This is a genomic window from Clostridium weizhouense, assembly GCF_019431045.1.
Lineage (GTDB): Bacteria > Bacillota > Clostridia > Clostridiales > Clostridiaceae > Clostridium > Clostridium weizhouense.
In genome coordinates, this window is the sequence record NZ_JAHXPT010000001.1 from 489,618 (window position 1) to 508,452 (window position 18,835).

An 18,835-nucleotide genomic window follows, 5' to 3' on the forward strand; every position below is an offset into this window, starting at 1 on the left:
TATCATAGGGGGAAAATCCTGTCTAACAACTCTTATAATAAAAAATACATTTCCTTTATCTATTATAAATTTGCTAAATTTAAATCCAATTCTTTGATTTTCTTTTTATTATTTATTAATTCTATAATAGGTTCTAATTCCTCATAAAATACTATTATTATGTCTCCCTGATTACTTATTTTTAATGCCTGTTCTACAGCTCCTATTTCATCTAAACATATTTGAACATTAGCATTTTTATTTGCATTCAATACACCTTTTTGAATCAAAGATGCTATCTCACCAGAATTTCTACCTCTACTATCTCTATCTTCTTTTATTATTATTCTATCTAATTCTCGTGAACATACATCTCCTATATTATATGCTGCCTCATCTTTTCTATCACCTGGAATTCCTATCACACCTATTAATTTATTATTACTTTTTAATTTTTTAATAGATGATAATACAGCTTTATATCCCTCTATATTATGCCCATAATCTAATATTACCTTTTTACCTTCAACTTCATAAATATTAAATCTACCTATGTTATTTTCATTAGGCATAAATTCTTTTAACCCTTTTTCAATCATGCAATAATCAACTTCTAGCCCTACCAAAGCTCCACATACTGCCATTACATTTTCCAAATTATATTGTAATATCCCATTGTAAGAAATAGGTATATCCTTTATCAAAGATAGACAATACTTTTTATTATTATTTACTACAAAAATTTGATTATTTTCTATAAATATAGCTATACCACCATCATTTATATTCTTCTGTATTAAGTCATTATCTTTATATTTTGAAAAATATATCTTTTTTGCTTTAATTCTATTAATTATTGACCTACTCCATTTATCATCTGCATTGATAACGACAAATCCATCTTCTTTTACAGCTTCACCAACTAATGATTTTACAAAACTCAGTTCTTCCATTGAATTAATTCCATCTAGTCCCAAATGATCATTTGTTATATTAGTTATTACAGCTACATCAGCCACATCATAAGCTAATCCTTTACGAATTAACCCACCTCTAGCAGTCTCTAATACGGCCACATCTACATCTTTATTGAATAATACTGTCTTTGCACTATTAAATCCCGAATCGTCTCCTTTATGGATACATTCATTATTTAAATATATACCATCTGTGGATGTCATACCAACGCAATGTCCCATTTTACTTAAAATATAGCCTATCATTCTGGTTGTAGTTGTTTTACCATTTGTTCCTGTAACTGATATTATTGGGATATTTTTAGGTTTACCTCTGTATAACATTTCGATTATAGCTTTACCAACATCTCTTTTTTTACCTTCACATGGAAAATGATGCATCCTTATTCCTGGTGCAGCATTTACTTCCATAATAACACCATTATTCTTTGAAATGTCTTTTCTTATATCATTAACACATATATCAATTCCACATATATCTAACCCTATAGCTTTAGCAGCATTTATGCAATATTTTCTATTTTCTTCACATATATCATCTGTACAATCTATTGCAATTCCACCAGTTGAAATATTAGCATTATCTCTTAATATAATTTTTTCTCCATTTAACGGTATTGAACTAAGTGAAAATCCTTTCTTATTTATACATGAAATTAATTCATTATCTATCTTTATCTTAGTTAATGGCTTTTCATGATCTTCTCCTCTTAATGGATTATTATTAATATCTTGTATTAACTTTTTTAAATTATCTTTTCCATTTCCTATAACAAATGGTGGCACTCTTAATGAAACTGCTACTACATTATAATCAATAACACAAACTCTATAATCATTTCCCTGTATATATTTTTCTATTAATATATCGCTATAAATTCTTCGCATGTTATTGTAACATTTTAATAATTCCTTTTCATTTCTAATATTTAAACATATCCCGCGTCCTTTACTTCCGTATTGTGGTTTTAAAACTACTGGATACCCTATCCTTTCTCCTGCTTTTAATAAACCAATTATATTAAATACTTTTTCTCCATCAGCTATAGGAATATTTTGATTGGTAAGTAATTTTTTAGTTAATAATTTATCACATGAAATATCCGCACCTATACAACTTGTTTTATCTCCTATAGTAGCTTCAATAATTCTACCCATTTTTCCATAACCAATCTGATAAAATCCACTATCTCCCAATTGAGTTATTGGCATATTATATTCTTTTGCAGATTTACAGATAGCATTTGTACTCGGCCCAATCTCTTCCTTACGCAAAACTTCATTTAATAATTCTATCCTGTGTTCAAAATTTAAAGGATTTTGTTTTATTAAAGAATTTATTAAATCTACTGATAATTTAACACATTCTATAGCTGTATTTTTGTATTGATATTGAAAAATTATATAATATCTATCCCCACTAATTTCTCTAGCTTTTCCATAAGCTACTTCTATTCCCAATTTATTTTGTAATGCAATTGTTATATGTTCGCAAATATGTGCTAAATATGTTCCTTCTTTAAGCCTTGTAACAAATCCCCCTACTTCATCTATACCACATCTATGTGTATATAGTTCTGGTACAAGCTTTAATAGATTAAAATTAAAATTAGGTATATCTTTACTAGGAGTTTCACAATATCCTTCTAAGTCTAAATCTATTCTTATACATTTTTTATGAGAATATATATTTTTACCTTCATATATTCTTTCCTGCACTATCTTCATTACTTAATTTACCCTCCTCAAAAGGTGCCTTTTTTACAAGATCGAACTTATTTCCATTAGTTAAAATATGCAACTTTACATTATGCATACTTAAAATCTCATCACCATACAGTTCTGAAACATTTGTATATGTAATTTCACTTCCATCAATAAAATATACTGCTCCTTCTCCAATCACCTCTATTTTACCTGCTTTATTAACTATTATTGCCGTATTTTCATCTATACCTATACCTAAAACTCCTGGATTTTCTGCAATTCCTGTTAATAATCTTCCTATCCTACCTCTCTGTGCAAAATGTTGATCAATTATAACATCTTTTATTAATCCTAATCCTGGTGCCATCTTAAGCGTGCATTTTCTTGGTGACTCATCATCTGAACCTTTAACAATCATAGTATCACTCATAACAGAAGCTCCAGCTGATGTCCCTACAATAAAAGTTCCAGCAATACAAGCCTGTTTTAGTGCAGTATATATAGGTGTACCACCAATTAAACTAGTTATCCTCAATTGGTCTCCCCCTGTAAAAAATATTAAAGAAGATGTTTTGATAAGTTCTACATTTTCATCATTAAATGAATCCATTCTTTCATTAATTTCTAATACTTTTATATTTTTAACCTTCAATTCTCCAAAAGCATTTTTATATTTCATTGCAGCTTCTTTAGGATATTCAGTTGCAATGGTTGCAATTAATAAAATGTCTTTGTCTTTATCTATTGAAGAACATACTCTATTTAAAATTTCTTTCTTTCCTTCCTTATCTTCACCTCCTCCAATTATAATTAAATTTCCATTTAAAATTTCATCCAAAATTTATCACCTCATATCATGCATTAAATATTGTTTCCACCCATAAATATAATTATTCAAAATTGTACAAAAAAAGCTTTAGTACTACTTAAAGTACTAAAGCTTTTTTGTAATAATTTTTTAAAAAATTGCTCTTCCTGGTATAATTATTTTTTTTCCTGGTTCAATTTCATCATACTCTTCAATATTATTTATTTTTACTAAAGACTCTACAGTTGTATTATATTTTTTTGCTAACTTCCAGAGTGTATCATCTTGACCTACAACATAAATAGTTACACTAGCTTTTTGTTGTGGTGCTTCACCTTCTTTTTCAACTACATCGGATATAAATTCTTTTTTCATTTCATAACATATCTTAGCTGATAACATTAGTGTTGCTTTTATAGCAATAGTATTAGCTTCAATATAAGCATCAATATTTTCCAGATTATTTCTAACTATTGCTTTCATACCTTCTTTAGCACCTGGAGCTTCTATTATTGCTGTAAATGGAATTTCTGATTTGACATTTTCTACATACTTATCAGAATCATTTGTTTTATACAAAACATCAACCTTCAATATTCCATCTACAATAACTTTATCTGTCTCAACTTGCTTATCTGCTATTATTACTGAAGCATTACTTGATATTATTTGTTCCGGTATTAAATTATCTTCTTTTAGTTGTAAATTATCTTTAACTATTGTTTCGGAAATGTTAGTTCCTTGAATTACTCCTAATTCATATTCATCTTTTCTTAATTCTATTGGGAATTTAGGACAATAAGCATCTTTAATAATATCAATATTTTCTTTTGAAAATACTTTTAAATTAGCTTTAACTACAAATTCATTGTTTATTACTCTAACTTCACCTAAATCATCTTCTTCTAACATTAAATCATTACTGCTTATCTCATAAGATACTGAATACATCATATCTGCATTAACACCTTTTATTTCTTCTTCTTTAGATAAATAAACATCATCTTCGATATATATTACATCTCGGGAATCATCCCCCTTATATAATATATTTAACTTACAGTAACAACTTAAATAAACTTTATCTTCTAGTATTTTTATTTCTTTTTTGTGTAATGATAATGAACATTTTAATATTTTATTAATTTGAGGTTTGTCCATCCCAACTCTGATTGTTGATTTCCCTAATAAATCTAGATCTTCACTAGCACTAATTCTATTTATAGTTTCTGTTTTCTTTAAAACTTCAATGTCATCAGTTCCTTCAATATCTTTTACAAATTCAACTTCACTACTCTTATATATTTCCCAATCTATTCCAAAAACTGCTTGAATAGATATTTTCCTTTCATTCATTATAGTAGCGTCAATATGTTCCACTTTGCATTCTACTTCGCAAATAACTTTATGTTCTTCTTGATTTAAATCAATATTGCTAGTAAATTTTTCAGTGTAATTAACCGAATTTACAACAAACCCATCCTCTCTTGCTAAATATAAAACAGTATATTCAACTTTACCATCTAACACCATTTTATCTCCAACTAATTCTTTTGTTTTTATTATAGGTTTAGCTTCAACTGTCAATATTTCTTGTACATCTGGATGAGTATCTGGAATTAAATATTCTTCTTTTAAAACGCAATTTGAATTACTTTCCCTAATCAATTGCTCAAATCCAATACTTTCTTTTATTGCATCTATTTGTGACATACTTTATACCTCCCATAAAATTTCTACTATTTATTTATATACTCATACTTAAATGTTTATGATATAAATATTAAAAATTTTTAGTTAGTATTTTTATTAAATTACTTTGTTATTTTTTTCATTATGTCTAAAGTAAACTCTATAGATAACTTATACTAAAATTTAGTCTAAAATAATTCTTTTATTTTTATTAAGAAAAGACAAGTTAGAACATTTTTATGCATATATAATTCCAAATTTTCCAAACTATTTGTCGTAAATTACTTTTTTTATGTTTTTTCTTAATAAATATGTTGACATATACTATATTTTGTCGTATCATAATAAATGGTTATTGACCATATAACCTCTCATAAATTCTCAATACCCTTTTATACCATAGTTGAAAGATGGAAACCCACCATCTTTCTTTTTTTATTTACTCAATAAATAATTAAGTAAATAAAAAAACTCCGATTTAAATCGAAGTTTATATTGAAGTTGGAAATACCAATTGTACAGTCTTTGTTAAGACATCTGAGTAACTATATGTCACAGTCCTTTGGGTGTCATTTTTTAATCTTATTACGAAAATACTAGGATATACACTTTCAATTACTCCATCATTAACTAAAATCTTTTTTCTTCCTCCATTAGCCCTTAAAGTAACTTTTTCTCCTATATGTCTTTCTATATCCTTCTTAATAGAGGAAATTGTCTTAATCTTTTCCATACAAACACCCTCTTTCTATCTTAAATTATACACAAAAAGAATAGTTTTGTCAAATAAAATTTATATTTTATCACTTATTATATGCATTTGTCAATATTAATATTTTGTAAATGACTTATTTTTCTTTTCATACACTCTTATTATCTATCTTTAACAAAATTCTATTCTTTTTTTGTAAATTTATTTTTGGGATATTTCTTATAAAGATTTTTAATTACTATAGCTTATAAAATATAAAATTACTTAACTGAAAATTTAAAGAGCTTGGAGTATCTTTTAAACTTATAAATTTATTTAAGATCAACTATACCTATTATTATTTGTTATATAAAATAAGGTTGGAAATATATTCTTAAATCCAACCTTACTAAACCAATTAAATAATACTTTGACTTATTTCTAATCTTATTTTCATTACAATAACATGTTAAAAATTTTTAATTCTTCATCATTAGAAAATCTTCCAGTAATATCATATACTCACCAAATTCATAATTTTCATTTGAAGTTAATTAATTATAACTCACCTCTAAATCATAAATTCTTGTAAATTAGCTACAAAATTTATTTATTGCATATGAAACATTTAATAATCCTTTAATTAAATAATTATTCTTTTTCTTGAGCTAGAAGTTGCTTATCGTATACTTTAAAGAAAGGATAATAAATAATCATATCAACTATTATTAATACTATAACAAGTAGTGCTGCTTTCCAATCTAATGTAGAAAAAAATGCACCTACTATTGACGGCATATTCCATGATAGCATTGAAAATGTTCTCCCTATAATATGTTGCGACATTAATAAAAAAGTAATTATAGCATTTATTGTTGCTGCAAATATAAATGGTATTAAGAAAACAGGATTTAACATTAAAGGTACACCAAATATTAATGGTTCAGAAATACCAAACAAAGCTGGAACTATTCCCATTTTACCCATCATATTTAACTGACGTGATTTTGCTGTAATTAGTAATATCGCTAGTCCTAAAACTGCTCCACAGCCACCAATTGCAACAAAATAGATCCAAAATGGAGTTGTAAATACATTAGGTAGTTGTTCTCCTGCTACTTGAGCTGTTGCATTTATTGATAAGTTACCATCTCTAATAGGTCCCATAATACCTGCTAATGCTGCATCATGAATTCCAAAGAACCATAAGAAATGTGTTAATAATGTTATAAAAACTACAAAGAAAATACTATCAGCTGCTTTAAAAGTTGGTGTTAACAAACTAAACATGAATTTAGGTAGAGTAGTGTCCATTTTATTAAAAATCATGAATATAATTATATATATGATTATTATAATAAACCCTGGTATAAAAGATGCAAATACATCACTTAAACTAGCCGGAACTCCTTCTGGCATTTCTATTTTACCAAAATTCCTTACTTTTAAGAATCTATATAATTCTACAGTAAACATACTAATAGCAATTGCTGGAATTAATCCCTTTCCATCAATATAAGATATCTCTATTGATTTAGATGCATATCCTAATTCAATTGGGTTTGTTACTAATAAAAAGAACCCTACTGTAATAAATAAGCTTGGCAAAAATGCTTCCATTTTATAATGTTTACATAGAAAATAATTAATTCCTAAAGCTATATATAATGACATCCCTCCTAATGTAAACGTAAACAACCAATTTAAAATTTCACTATTATTTGATGCGAATTCAGCCCATTTTAGTAATAATATATTAGTTGTATTCTCAGTAACTGGTGGTGATTTTAAAATAGCTACAACACCTCCCATTAATGTGATTGGAAGTAAGCTCATAAACGCATCTCTCATCGCTGCTAAATGTCTTTGTTTAGCCAATTTATTGGCAAAAGGCATAATCTTTTTCTCACAAAACATATTAAATTTAGCTAGCTTACTCATTATTTTCCTCCTCCTAACTTATCATAAACTGTCTTTAAAACAGCTTCTGCATTCATACTTCCATAATTCATTGGATCAATATTTAAAACAGCTATATTTCCTGCGCTCTTCTTTATCCCATCTGATTCAAACCTTATTTGAGGACTTATTAAAATAATGTCTACATTTTCTAAATGATCCATATATTCTGCAATTCCGTAAGCTTTAACATTACACTTTCCTTCTGAAACCTTCTCCATCCTTTTAGCAAGCATACCTGTTGACATTCCTGCATTACAAACTAACATAATATTCATTATATATCCCTCCTATCTATAATTTCTCCATTGCTTTCACATACTTCTTTAAACCAGTAGTATGATTTCTTAGGCTTTCTTACTAATCCATTATCCCAATCAACAGCAACTAAACCATATCTTTTCTTGCATCCATTTTTCCATGAATATAAGTCCATTGTAGACCAGATATAATAGCCCCTAACATCTGCCCCCTCATCTTTTGCATTTAAAATTGCTGCTATATGATCATTTAAAAACTCAATTCTATAATCATCATTTACAGGTTCATCTTTAGATACATCCTCATATGAAGCAACACCATTTTCAGTTACAAATATCGGTAATCTATATTTATTATGAACCATCATTATACCTTCATAGAGACCTCTTGGATATACTTCTGTATCCCATTCTGTATATTTTGATGCTGGATCAAATACTTGCTCAAACCAATCTTTTATTATTAACTTTGAAGTTCCTTTTGCACTACTTCCAGAATTATTTACTATTAAAGTTGTTTCACCTTCTGTATATGGCTTTACCAAAGCTCTCGCGTAATAGTTAAGCCCTATAAAATCAACAGTATTCTCCTTGATAACTTTCATATCCTCTGCTGTAATATATGAAAGGTCATACTTCATACTCAATCTTGTTAATAAGTCTATAGGAATTTCCCCTTTTGCTGCAGTATCTAATATCCAATTATTCATGAAGTTATCAGCATTTCTTATAGCTATTTTTGTTTCTAAAGTATCATCAATTCCAAATATAGGAGCAAAGCTATGAACTATTCCTATCTTTCCCTCTAAATTATGTTTTCTATACTCTGCAATTGCTCTAGCATTAGCTAACATAACATAATATGAACCTTTTATAGTAAATTCAGTATTTTGTAATCCTGGAGGATAGTTACCTATCTTGTATCCTGAGAAAATAAAATATCTAGGTTCATTGAATGTAACAAAATATTTCACCTTTTCTCCAAATTCTTTAAATATCACATTAACGTAATGTATATATGCATCAATAGTTTCCTTATTAATCCATCCACCTTTTTCTTCAAGAAATTGTGGTAAATCCCAATGATATATTGTAACAAATGGAGTAATTCCATTATTTATACATTCATCTATAAGTTTATGATAAAATTCTATACCTTCTGGATTTATATCTCCATCTATATTCTTTATTATTCTTGGCCACGCTAATGAAAATCTATACGTGTTATGACCTCCATCCTTCATATACTTAATATCTTCCTTATATCTATGATAATGATCTGAAGCCATATCACCACTTTCAAAATTATTCTTATGTAAATAGTAATCCCACATTGATTCTACTCTTCCATCTTCATTCCAAGCACCTTCACATTGATATGATGCAGTTGCTGTTCCCCATAAAAATTTTTCCATATTAATTTCTCTCCTTACTATACTTAATCTGAATATTAATTATTTGTTTTGCTAAATCCACAACAACTGTAGAAGAAGCCAAGTGATCTTCGCTATGTATTAATAATAGAGATAGTTCAACCTTTTTACCTGCCGCCTCATCTTGAATAATGCCACTATGAGTTTTTTGTGCATTTAAAAGTTCTTCTTTGGCTTCCAATAATAATTCATTAGCCTTGTCGAAATTGCCTTTATCAGCTTCTTTCATTGCTTCCATAGCATAACTTCTTGCATTTCCACTATGCATTATTAATTTAAACTCTATTTTATTCATTTCATCCATTAATATCACACTCCAAACCTTTATTAATAAGATATCTTATATTCATATTATAACTAAAATAAATTTTATAAAAAAATATACTTTTTCCACTTGAAAAGGAAAAAGTATATTAAAAGAATTATTCTAAATTATATACATTTAAAAATATCTCTATAAATTCATCATAACATTTTGAATTTATAATTCTTTTCATAATATCTTGATTTTCTATCAATAATATTAAATTTTTAAAAAAATTATCTAAATCTAAGTTTTTTTCCGTATTTAAACTGAATAGAAACACTACTTGTACTTTATATTCTCCCCACATAATTGGTTCTTTTAATATTCCAACTACTATTTTATTTTTATATGCTATTTTTTCCAAAGGATGTGGAATTGCTATTAATCCTCCATATGCTGTTGAAGATATCTTTTCTCTTTTTAATACATAATCCACATAATTCTTAGGACAATATCCTTCTTCATAAAGTCTTTCTACAAGATATTTAATTACTTCCATTCTATCTTCCAATTTAATATCTTTAAAAAATAATTTTTTATCAAATATATTATAAATTTCATCTAAATTATTTTTTTTATAATTAAATAAATTTAGTATATTATCTATTTTATTTATGTCTTCCTTTAGCAAAAATGTAGAACATACAATAGTTTTTATATTTAACTTATTTTGTATTGGTATTGTTGATATTATTAAGTCTACAAAATCTTCTTCAATATGATCTAACTGATACATGGATATGCAACCTACTATATCGATCTTATCAGAATATATTTTAAGTAATTTATTTTTTAATAATTTACTTGATGCTATTCCTGTTGGACATATAATTAAACATCTAACTCTACGATTTTCTTCATTTAATTTTTCTATTGCCGATGCCAAATGTAATACTATTAATCCTATTTCATCATCATTTAATGTATATCCAAATACTTTCTGATATTCTAATGCTATTGATACTCCCATATCATAAATTAACGGATAAACTTTTTTTATTGTGTAAATCAATGGGTTTTGTATATAAATACCTTTGCCACTCCTTATTAATAAATTTTCCATATGAAGTGTTAACCCCGATAAAAATTCACCATCTTGTTTTAAATCTAATAAATATTCATTATATAATTTATTGATTATCAAATCTATAAAGTAATTTACTTTATCATTATTTTTTTGCAACTTATTAATCTTACTTCTATTATGTATAAATATTCTCTTTCCTGATATAAGTAATGCTATGTATTCCTTTTCTCTTTTAGGTATACTAATTTTTATAAAATTCTCAATTTTTTCACAGATATCATTACTAATTTTCATATCATCTTCATTTAAAATCTCTAAATAATTATAATCATCTTTTATATCACAATTATCAATGACCTTTTCTAAAACTATAAGTATATGTACAACTAAATTAATAACTGCTAAATCGCTTATTTTAATATTATTTTCAAAAAAATACTCTCTTAGAATACTATTTATTCTTACTATATCTATATTTTTAAAATTCTCTTCATATCTACTTATATCAAAAATATTATCTTTTTGCTCTTTTAAAATTAATCTACATAAAAGACTTCTTTTTTCTTTTTCTGTTCCATCTAGAAATACATTATTACTAATTCTTCTCATTTCTATATTACTATTTTCATCTTTTAATAAGACTTTAATTCTATTTAAATCCTTTTCAATTGTATACTCACTTACCATTAGTTCATCTGCTAAATCAAATATATCTATACTATCCATTCTATATAATAGCTTATTTATAATATATGATGTTCTCTCCTCAACTGTACTTGGTATATCCTCTCTATATTCACCTAACATTTTTTTTACTATATCATGCTCTTTAATATAGTAACCTTTAGATTTTAACATACATATTACTTGAATCTTATTTAAATTATTAATTTGTGAAATATCATTTCGTATTGTTCTTGTTGATACGCCTAACATATTAGATAGTTTTTTAGCTGTAATATATCCACAACTATCTAATATTTTGTTCATAAGATCTTTTTGTCTTTTTGAAATACCCACCATTTGATTATATCCTCCTCATAATAATTTTATAGATTTAATTCTTTCTTTGCATTATTATAATATTGTTATGGAGTTATATACCAGTTTAAAGCATGTATACCTTATCCGTTGTAAAATATCTCAATATACTCAAATACAGCAATACTAACTTAATTTTATTTGAAGTTTTGTTTTACTAACAGTTATATATTTAAGCTTTTTCTCATCTTTTTCTTTATCTCTTAATTCTATCATATCTATAATTTTATTGAAATTTATATCTATCTTAATTATTCCATATCTATGTCTTTCTTAATGCAAAATTATTAATACAGACTACACTAATTTTATTTATATTAAAAATTAATATATACATTAATCACTCTTATTTTAAATATTTATATCACATTTATTTTGCTTCTCTTTTATGATAATTTGAATATATTATAAATTATTTTGTCATAAAAAAGCTAAAGTTCAAAAATTCATAATAATAAATGAACTTTTGAACCTTAGTACTTTATTATACAAATGGAGACTTTGGATATCCTTCTCTATATTTTCCTCTTGTTTGCAATCCACCAATGCCTTTTATTCCTGTTATAGTATTTTCTATAACATCAGTAATAGATACTATTTTATCTATTCTTGTATAAGCAATTTTTTCACATACAAATACTGGATCTAAGCAATGTATTAATACTCTACTTGGAGACGATGCAAAATTTGCTCCTGCATTCAGCATGCACTCATAACAACTTTGACATGCTCCTGCAAATATTACTAATTCATCATAACTAGAATTATAGTTTCTTAATTCTTTAATAGATTCTAAATAATATTTTGAATTTCTATAATTGTTTAAATCCAAGTAATCTTTTGCATCCTTTAAAACCCCATCATGGCCTGTCAAAACAACTATATCCGGCTTTATTTCCTTAACTAAGTCAACAATTACATATGGTTGCTTATCTTCTGATACACATCTTCCAACGGCATCTAATGATAGTTGTTTATATACCTTAAGACACGTCTCCATATATTCACTATCTGCATCAACATGTAGTATTTTTCCTGGTCTACCAAACATTAAATCATTACTAGGTTTAACTTTCACAGACTTATTTACCTTATCCCTAAGTCCCCCCCTTAATGATATAGCTTTCTTTATAGCATCATTTACTCTTGTGTTTAAAATTTTATCTTGTGAACCTGCATCTTCATCTGATACTTCTTCTAAATCTTCCAGTGTAGCATCTGCAATTATTCTTATACTTATACCCTTTAAAATAAAAATTTTCTTATTACCTTTTTCTTTAATATCTATTATTTTAAATGTTACATCTTTATCATATGATTTTCTTACAACTACATCTCCTATATCCATTTTTTCTCCTAAATACATATATATTGCTTACTTTATAATATGATTCTTCTCTCAAAAGTTTCCCTGTTTAATTCCATATAAAAAGTACTTGAGTGCATAAAATAAATTAAATATATGAGCATACTTGCTGATCTATTATTTTTTTAATGTTCCTTAACTTGAATAAGGGACCATCTCAAATACATAAAAATGCTTTTTGAGATAATCCCTTTTCCTATCATATTCATTATTCTATTTTATACTCACTCTTAAAATCGTTTAAAAATTTTAAAAACTTATCCTTTTCTTCAATTATAGAATTTAATTTATTTGTAAATGTATTTTGTCCCCAATTTACTTCATTATAATAATATCTATTAGCTAATCTCCAATACCTTTGTGGAAATTTTAAATAAGCATATAAGACCTTATATTCTTCTTCTTTTAATTTCGAAACTGAATTATATGATTCAAGTATAGCTTTAGCAAATTCTAAATCCCAATCTACTCTTTTCAAAACCTTTGTCATAAAATTACTTATATCAAATGTTCTAACTTCTCTTTTACAATAATCAAAGTCTATAACATGAGTAGATTCATTATCATTTAATATTATATTATGATAGGTAAAGTCATGATGACAAAAGCTTTTCTCTTGCTCTGCTAACATACATAACTCATAATAATTTGATTCCTTTAATATTGTTAAAGCTTCTTTTCCAATTTCCTTATAAAATTCTACTGATTGCAAATAAAGTATATCAAAATCATTTTTAATATTTTTCTTTCTTATTATATCCTTCATTTTATCTAAAGATTTTGTCCTTTTTTCCATCAAATGAGGCCATCTTCCTAAATCACTTTTTAATTTAGAATTTTCAGGTGGATCATATCCTTTAGATGCCTCATGCATATGAGCTAATGTTTCCGCAGCTATTTTCACCTCATTAATATTGCGAAAATCACATTCTCTACCTTCTAACCATTCAGATAAGGTATATAAATCTTCATTAACTAAGGCATATGGCTCACCTTCAGTATTTAAATAATACCTGTCCACATTATTAAATCCATTTTTTATTAAATGTTCTTTTGCACCATATACAAATAATAATTTTTGTGGACCATAGTTAATCTTTTTCAAACACCTTTCACCTTTATTAGTCTTAAGATAGTAAACACCTTTATTAGCCTTAATTATTTCTATCTTAATATCAAATTGTCTTTCAATTTCAAATTCCCGCATCATAGTGCTCACCTCCTTTATATTTATATGTACATATTATTTCTTTTATTAACATTTTTTATATTCTTTTAATATAATAGATTAGGACGAATTCTTGGAAAGGATTGAATAATGCGAATAGGAATAGATGGTAGAGCTGCAAAATGGTATAGAGGCACTGGAATAGGCACATATACGCATGAACTAATTAGAAGTCTAAATATTATTGATGATAAAAATAACTATTTAATTTTTATGCCAAAATGTGATTCTTTAAATAATTTAAATTCTAATTTTTCTATAGAACCTGTTGAATCTAATGATTGTAATAGTTTTTGGGATGATGTAAAAGTCCCTAACATTTTAAAAAATTCAGATATGGAACTTTATCATGTTCCACAAAATGGAGTAGGAATTTCTAAAAATATTAATTGTAAAAAAATTATTACATTACATGATATAATTCCTTTAAGAATGCCTGAAACTGTTAGTGAAAGATATCTTAAAATTTTTAATGATGAATTACCAGATATTTTAAATAATTGTGAAGGAATAATTACTGTATCGGAATTTTCTAAAAACGATATTGCAAAAGAATTTAACTTTCCAAAAGAAAATATATATGTTACTCACCTTGCAGCTGAAGAAATTTATAAGCCTCTAAGTAAATGTCAATGTAAAAAAATTATTACTGATAAATATGGTATAAAAGAAGATTTTATTCTTTATGTAGGAGGATTTAGTCCACGAAAAAATATTTTAGGATTAATTGACTCTTATTCAAAACTCCCTTACAGCACAAGAGAAAAATTCAAATTAGTTATTATAGGAAGAAAAGGTCCTTCTTACTCAAAATATAAAGAAAGATCTGAATCATTAGGAATTTCTTCTCAAGTAATATTTACTGATTTTGTTCCACTTGAAGACATGCCAATTTTTTATAATGCAACTGAAGTTTTAGTTTATCCATCCTTTTATGAAGGATTTGGATTACCTCCACTAGAAGCAATGGCATGTGGTACACCAGTGATTGCTTCTAATGTAACTTCAATACCAGAAGTATGCTATGAATCTGCTTTATTAATAGATCCTAATGATATAGATGCTTTATCATATAATATTCAGAAAGTACTAGATAATAGTTTATTAAAACTAACCTTAGTTAATAAAAGCTTAAATAGAAGTTCCAAATTTTCATGGACTAAAACAGCTCAGGATACCTTAAACGCTTATAATGATATATTAAAACTGAAAGACTAATTAAGTAAAAACTAAAAAAATAAGATTGTCTCAAAAATTTTATAAATTAACTTGAGACAATCTTATTTTTTATTACACTATGTTTTAAGTGAATATTGATATTGTAGTATAAAGCTCATGGACAAGGGAATTTATTTTAAAACATAGCAATATTTTAAAGTACTTATTTCTATATAATTTTAAGATTATAGAAATTTAACAATCTTATTAAATATTAATTAACTTTCCATATCTATCTAGAAATTCTTTTCTGAATTGGTCATTATTTAATTTAGTTTTAAATCTATTTAAATAAACTTCATACTCCCATCTTTTTCTCTTATAATAATAATTTTTTGACATCGTATAAAAATCTTTAGGAAAAGATAAAAGTAAATATATTAACTCTTTTTCCTCTTTTTTTAATACACTTATTTCTTCATATGCCTCTATAGCTAATAACATTTTATCTATATCAAAAGCTGAATTTTTTATACATCTTAATATAAAATCTGATATATCTATTATCCTTAAATCTAGTGTTAAAAAATCAAAATCTATAATACTTACTTTATCTTTTTTTATTAAAAAATTGTGATATGCTAAATCATTATGGCATATTGATACTGTATCACCAGAGTCCCTTAACTCATTATATTGACTATTTTTAAGTTTTTCTTGAACATTAACTATCTCATTTAAATATCTATCTATATTTTCAAGAAATAAAATATCAAATTCATTCTTATATTTATATTTGCTTACAATATCTTTAAAGAAAATAAGCTCATCATATGCTTTTTTAAATTTAATTTCTAATGATTCATCTAATAAATCTTTATTTATTTTATTTTTTAATTCTTCTCTCAATCCTTTAGAAGCCTTATGCATTAATGCTACATTTTTTGCACATAATTTAATTTCTACTGGATTTGTAAAACACGCTTCTCTACCATCTAAAATATCCATAACTACATACACTTCATCATTCCATTTTTTATAATTCAAGCCATTACTAAACTTATTATAAGTTATCACATTATCATAATTATTCTTAATATATTCTAAGCATTCATTAATAAGCTTTAATCTTTCTTCATCATAATCTACTTTTTTTAATATCTTATTCCCATCATCTGTAGATATAACAAATACATTTCTTAAAGGAGTTATATCATTTATGTTAATTCCTAATTCATTAAAGAATTTCAAACTTAAATCATAATCACACAATGAATTTTTCTCAGCATATCTAATTCTATTCATATCTTTCCTCCTATTTAAAATAAAAACTTTACCTGATTAAATAAATTTTTTACTTTCATACTCCATACTATTTTTTAATTGTATTAACAACTCCTCTTCTGTTTTTGATTTTTTGTTTGTTCTATATCTTTCCCAAACTTTTAATGAATCTTTAGGATAACTATTTAATGCTCTTAAATAAAAAAAACTATCGTTTGATAAGTGAGATTCATATACAAAAACTTTTATTAACTCTTCCACATCTATTTTGCATTTTTTCCTTTGGAGTTTTTTAATGTATTTATAAAGATCCTCTTCAACTAAGTTATAAGACATATATTTTAGATTAGCTATTTTAAAATTTGAATCAAATTTTAGATTTGCTTGATCTGCTCTTCCAATGCATATTTCTTCTCTATTCATACTTCTTTCTATAATTCCAAAATAATTATGAGTATATATATACCCTATAACTTCTTCTGCTTGTTCTAATAATCTTTTTCCATCCGTAATTATTAATTTTTCAAAATCATTTTTTATTCCATTATCAATTATTCTTTCATAATCTTTTTTTAACTTTTTTATTTGAACTTTATAATTCTCAATTTCTTTTCCTATAGTACTTTCTAACCTCGTTAGACATCCGCCTTGATACCCTAACAAGATTTTATGGAGATTAACCATTCTTATAACTTGAGCAATGGCTTCTTTACTTTCTATATTTTTATCATAAACAAAATATCTTTCTGTAATATCTATTCCTTTATTATTTAGATATTCCTTTATACTCAACTCTTTAATCCTAATCTCCTCCTTTGAAATAACTATCTATAAATTCTTCTCTCTCATAACAATCTTCTAAATATTTACTCAATTTATTAATAAAAAATTCTTCTCCCCATGGTTGTTGCTCCCAATATACTTGAATTCCTAATTGCCAAAAAGTCTGTGGAAATCTAATAAATTCTCTGATTAATGGTATTTCTTCTTTATTTAGTTCAATTATTTTTTCATAATTGTCTAATATTATATTAGCTTTCTGTTCTTCCCATTTTCCATCTTTCATAACCCTTATAAGCAAAGATGATAAATCATGTAAATGTGAATCTAGTATACAATAATCGAAATCTATTATATTTATATCATTATTCTCGCATATAAGAATATTGTGATGAGCATAATCATGATGACAAAATCCCCTTAAAAGCATTTCTTTTTCCATTATTTTTATATAATTACTATTCTTTAATCCCTCAATACTTTTCTTAGCTCTATCTATCTCCCTATTAATATTTTCTAAATATAATAAATCAAAATCAGATTTATATGCTTTTTGATTTATTCTATTTCTAAAATCTAAAATTTCATTTAATCTTGTATTAAATACTTCCTGCCAAGAAAACCATCCTATTCTAGGCTGCATACCTTGTTTAATAGTAAAATTTTTACTACACTCATGTAATTCTGCAAGTTTCATAGAAATCTTTGCTAATTCCATTGGATTATCATAATTGCTTACCCTTGATGGTACCCACTTTGTTAAATAAGCATATTTACCATCTATATTTATATAATCCTTTCCATATTTGTTTTTTATAATTTTAGGTATATTTTTAAAATTATTGTTTTGTAAATGTTTCATTGCAGATAAAATAAAATAAAAATGAAAAAAGTTATACTTAATTATTTTTAAGCAATATCCCATATCTTCTGTTAAAATCTTATAGCTACCTTTAACCTTCTCAATTTTATTTATATTCAATTCATATTGTTCTTTAATGCAGTTTTTTATTTGAAATGTATCATCATTACTTTTCATAAATTTCACCTAAAAAATATTCTTCTTTTTATTGTATGTTATTAAATTATTTATTGTGATTTAGCAAATCCAAAAAATATCTAAACTTTATATTCACAA

Annotated in this window: 15 protein-coding genes; 1 reads left to right on the forward strand and 14 read right to left on the reverse strand. The window is 25.7% G+C overall.

Annotation, left to right across the window (positions count from 1 at the left end):
- Window positions 1-62: 62 nt before the first annotated feature.
- The 11 genes from cphA to KYD98_RS02375 form a co-directional block, all read right to left on the reverse strand.
- Window positions 63-2,684 (reverse strand): cyanophycin synthetase, encoded by a 2,622-nt coding sequence (gene cphA, locus KYD98_RS02325; RefSeq protein WP_219777966.1) that lies wholly within the window; start codon window positions 2,682-2,684, stop codon window positions 63-65.
- Window positions 2,656-3,501 carry a cyanophycinase gene (locus tag KYD98_RS02330; protein WP_219777967.1) on the reverse strand — a complete coding sequence of 282 codons (846 nt, stop codon included), beginning with the start codon at window positions 3,499-3,501 and terminating at the stop codon, window positions 2,656-2,658. Before KYD98_RS02330 ends, cphA begins: the two co-directional genes overlap by 29 nt.
- Before the next feature lie 120 nt (window positions 3,502-3,621).
- Window positions 3,622-5,184, reverse strand: coding sequence for a DUF3794 and LysM peptidoglycan-binding domain-containing protein (locus KYD98_RS02335; protein WP_219777968.1), 1,563 nt, complete (start codon window positions 5,182-5,184; stop codon window positions 3,622-3,624).
- Between the two features lie 469 nt (window positions 5,185-5,653).
- Window positions 5,654-5,896 carry a Veg family protein gene (locus KYD98_RS02340; protein WP_219777969.1) on the reverse strand — a complete coding sequence of 81 codons (243 nt, stop codon included), beginning with the start codon at window positions 5,894-5,896 and terminating at the stop codon, window positions 5,654-5,656.
- A 609-nt stretch (window positions 5,897-6,505) separates the two neighbouring features.
- Entirely contained in the window at window positions 6,506-7,795 is a 1,290-nt protein-coding gene (locus KYD98_RS02345; protein WP_219777970.1) for a PTS sugar transporter subunit IIC, read from the reverse strand.
- On the reverse strand, window positions 7,795-8,091 hold the full coding sequence (locus KYD98_RS02350) for a PTS sugar transporter subunit IIB (RefSeq protein ID WP_219777971.1): 297 nt from the start codon (window positions 8,089-8,091) through the stop codon (window positions 7,795-7,797). The genes KYD98_RS02345 and KYD98_RS02350 overlap by 1 nt, the downstream gene beginning before the upstream one ends.
- Entirely contained in the window at window positions 8,091-9,488 is a 1,398-nt protein-coding gene (locus tag KYD98_RS02355; RefSeq protein WP_219777972.1) for a glycoside hydrolase family 1 protein, read from the reverse strand. The genes KYD98_RS02350 and KYD98_RS02355 overlap by 1 nt, the downstream gene beginning before the upstream one ends.
- Before the next feature lies 1 nt (window position 9,489).
- A complete protein-coding gene (locus KYD98_RS02360) occupies window positions 9,490-9,810 on the reverse strand; it encodes a PTS sugar transporter subunit IIA (protein WP_258049580.1) in 321 nt (106 codons plus the stop codon).
- A gap of 118 nt (window positions 9,811-9,928) precedes the next feature.
- A complete protein-coding gene (locus KYD98_RS02365) occupies window positions 9,929-11,863 on the reverse strand; it encodes a BglG family transcription antiterminator (protein WP_219777973.1) in 1,935 nt (644 codons plus the stop codon).
- Window positions 11,864-12,365: 502 nt separating this feature from the next.
- Window positions 12,366-13,229 (reverse strand): sporulation peptidase YabG, encoded by an 864-nt coding sequence (gene yabG / locus KYD98_RS02370; protein ID WP_219777974.1) that lies wholly within the window; start codon window positions 13,227-13,229, stop codon window positions 12,366-12,368.
- A 226-nt stretch (window positions 13,230-13,455) separates the two neighbouring features.
- Window positions 13,456-14,457, reverse strand: coding sequence for a CotS family spore coat protein (locus KYD98_RS02375; protein ID WP_219777975.1), 1,002 nt, complete (start codon window positions 14,455-14,457; stop codon window positions 13,456-13,458).
- Between the two features lie 108 nt (window positions 14,458-14,565).
- Between KYD98_RS02375 and KYD98_RS02380 the strand changes: the two genes are divergently transcribed.
- On the forward strand, window positions 14,566-15,693 hold the full coding sequence (locus tag KYD98_RS02380; protein ID WP_219777976.1) for a glycosyltransferase family 4 protein: 1,128 nt from the start codon (window positions 14,566-14,568) through the stop codon (window positions 15,691-15,693).
- A gap of 207 nt (window positions 15,694-15,900) precedes the next feature.
- Here KYD98_RS02380 and KYD98_RS02385 read toward each other — a convergent pair whose 3' ends face one another.
- Genes KYD98_RS02385 through KYD98_RS02395 form a run of 3 tightly spaced genes read right to left on the reverse strand, consistent with a single transcriptional unit; the run spans window position 15,901 to window position 18,736 of the window.
- Complete coding sequence (locus KYD98_RS02385) at window positions 15,901-16,938, reverse strand: CotS family spore coat protein (RefSeq protein ID WP_219777977.1); 1,038 nt, start codon at window positions 16,936-16,938, stop codon at window positions 15,901-15,903.
- A gap of 36 nt (window positions 16,939-16,974) precedes the next feature.
- Complete coding sequence (locus KYD98_RS02390; protein ID WP_308462427.1) at window positions 16,975-17,718, reverse strand: spore coat protein; 744 nt, start codon at window positions 17,716-17,718, stop codon at window positions 16,975-16,977.
- Between the two features lies 1 nt (window position 17,719).
- A complete protein-coding gene (locus tag KYD98_RS02395) occupies window positions 17,720-18,736 on the reverse strand; it encodes a CotS family spore coat protein (protein ID WP_219777978.1) in 1,017 nt (338 codons plus the stop codon).
- Window positions 18,737-18,835 lie beyond the last annotated feature (99 nt).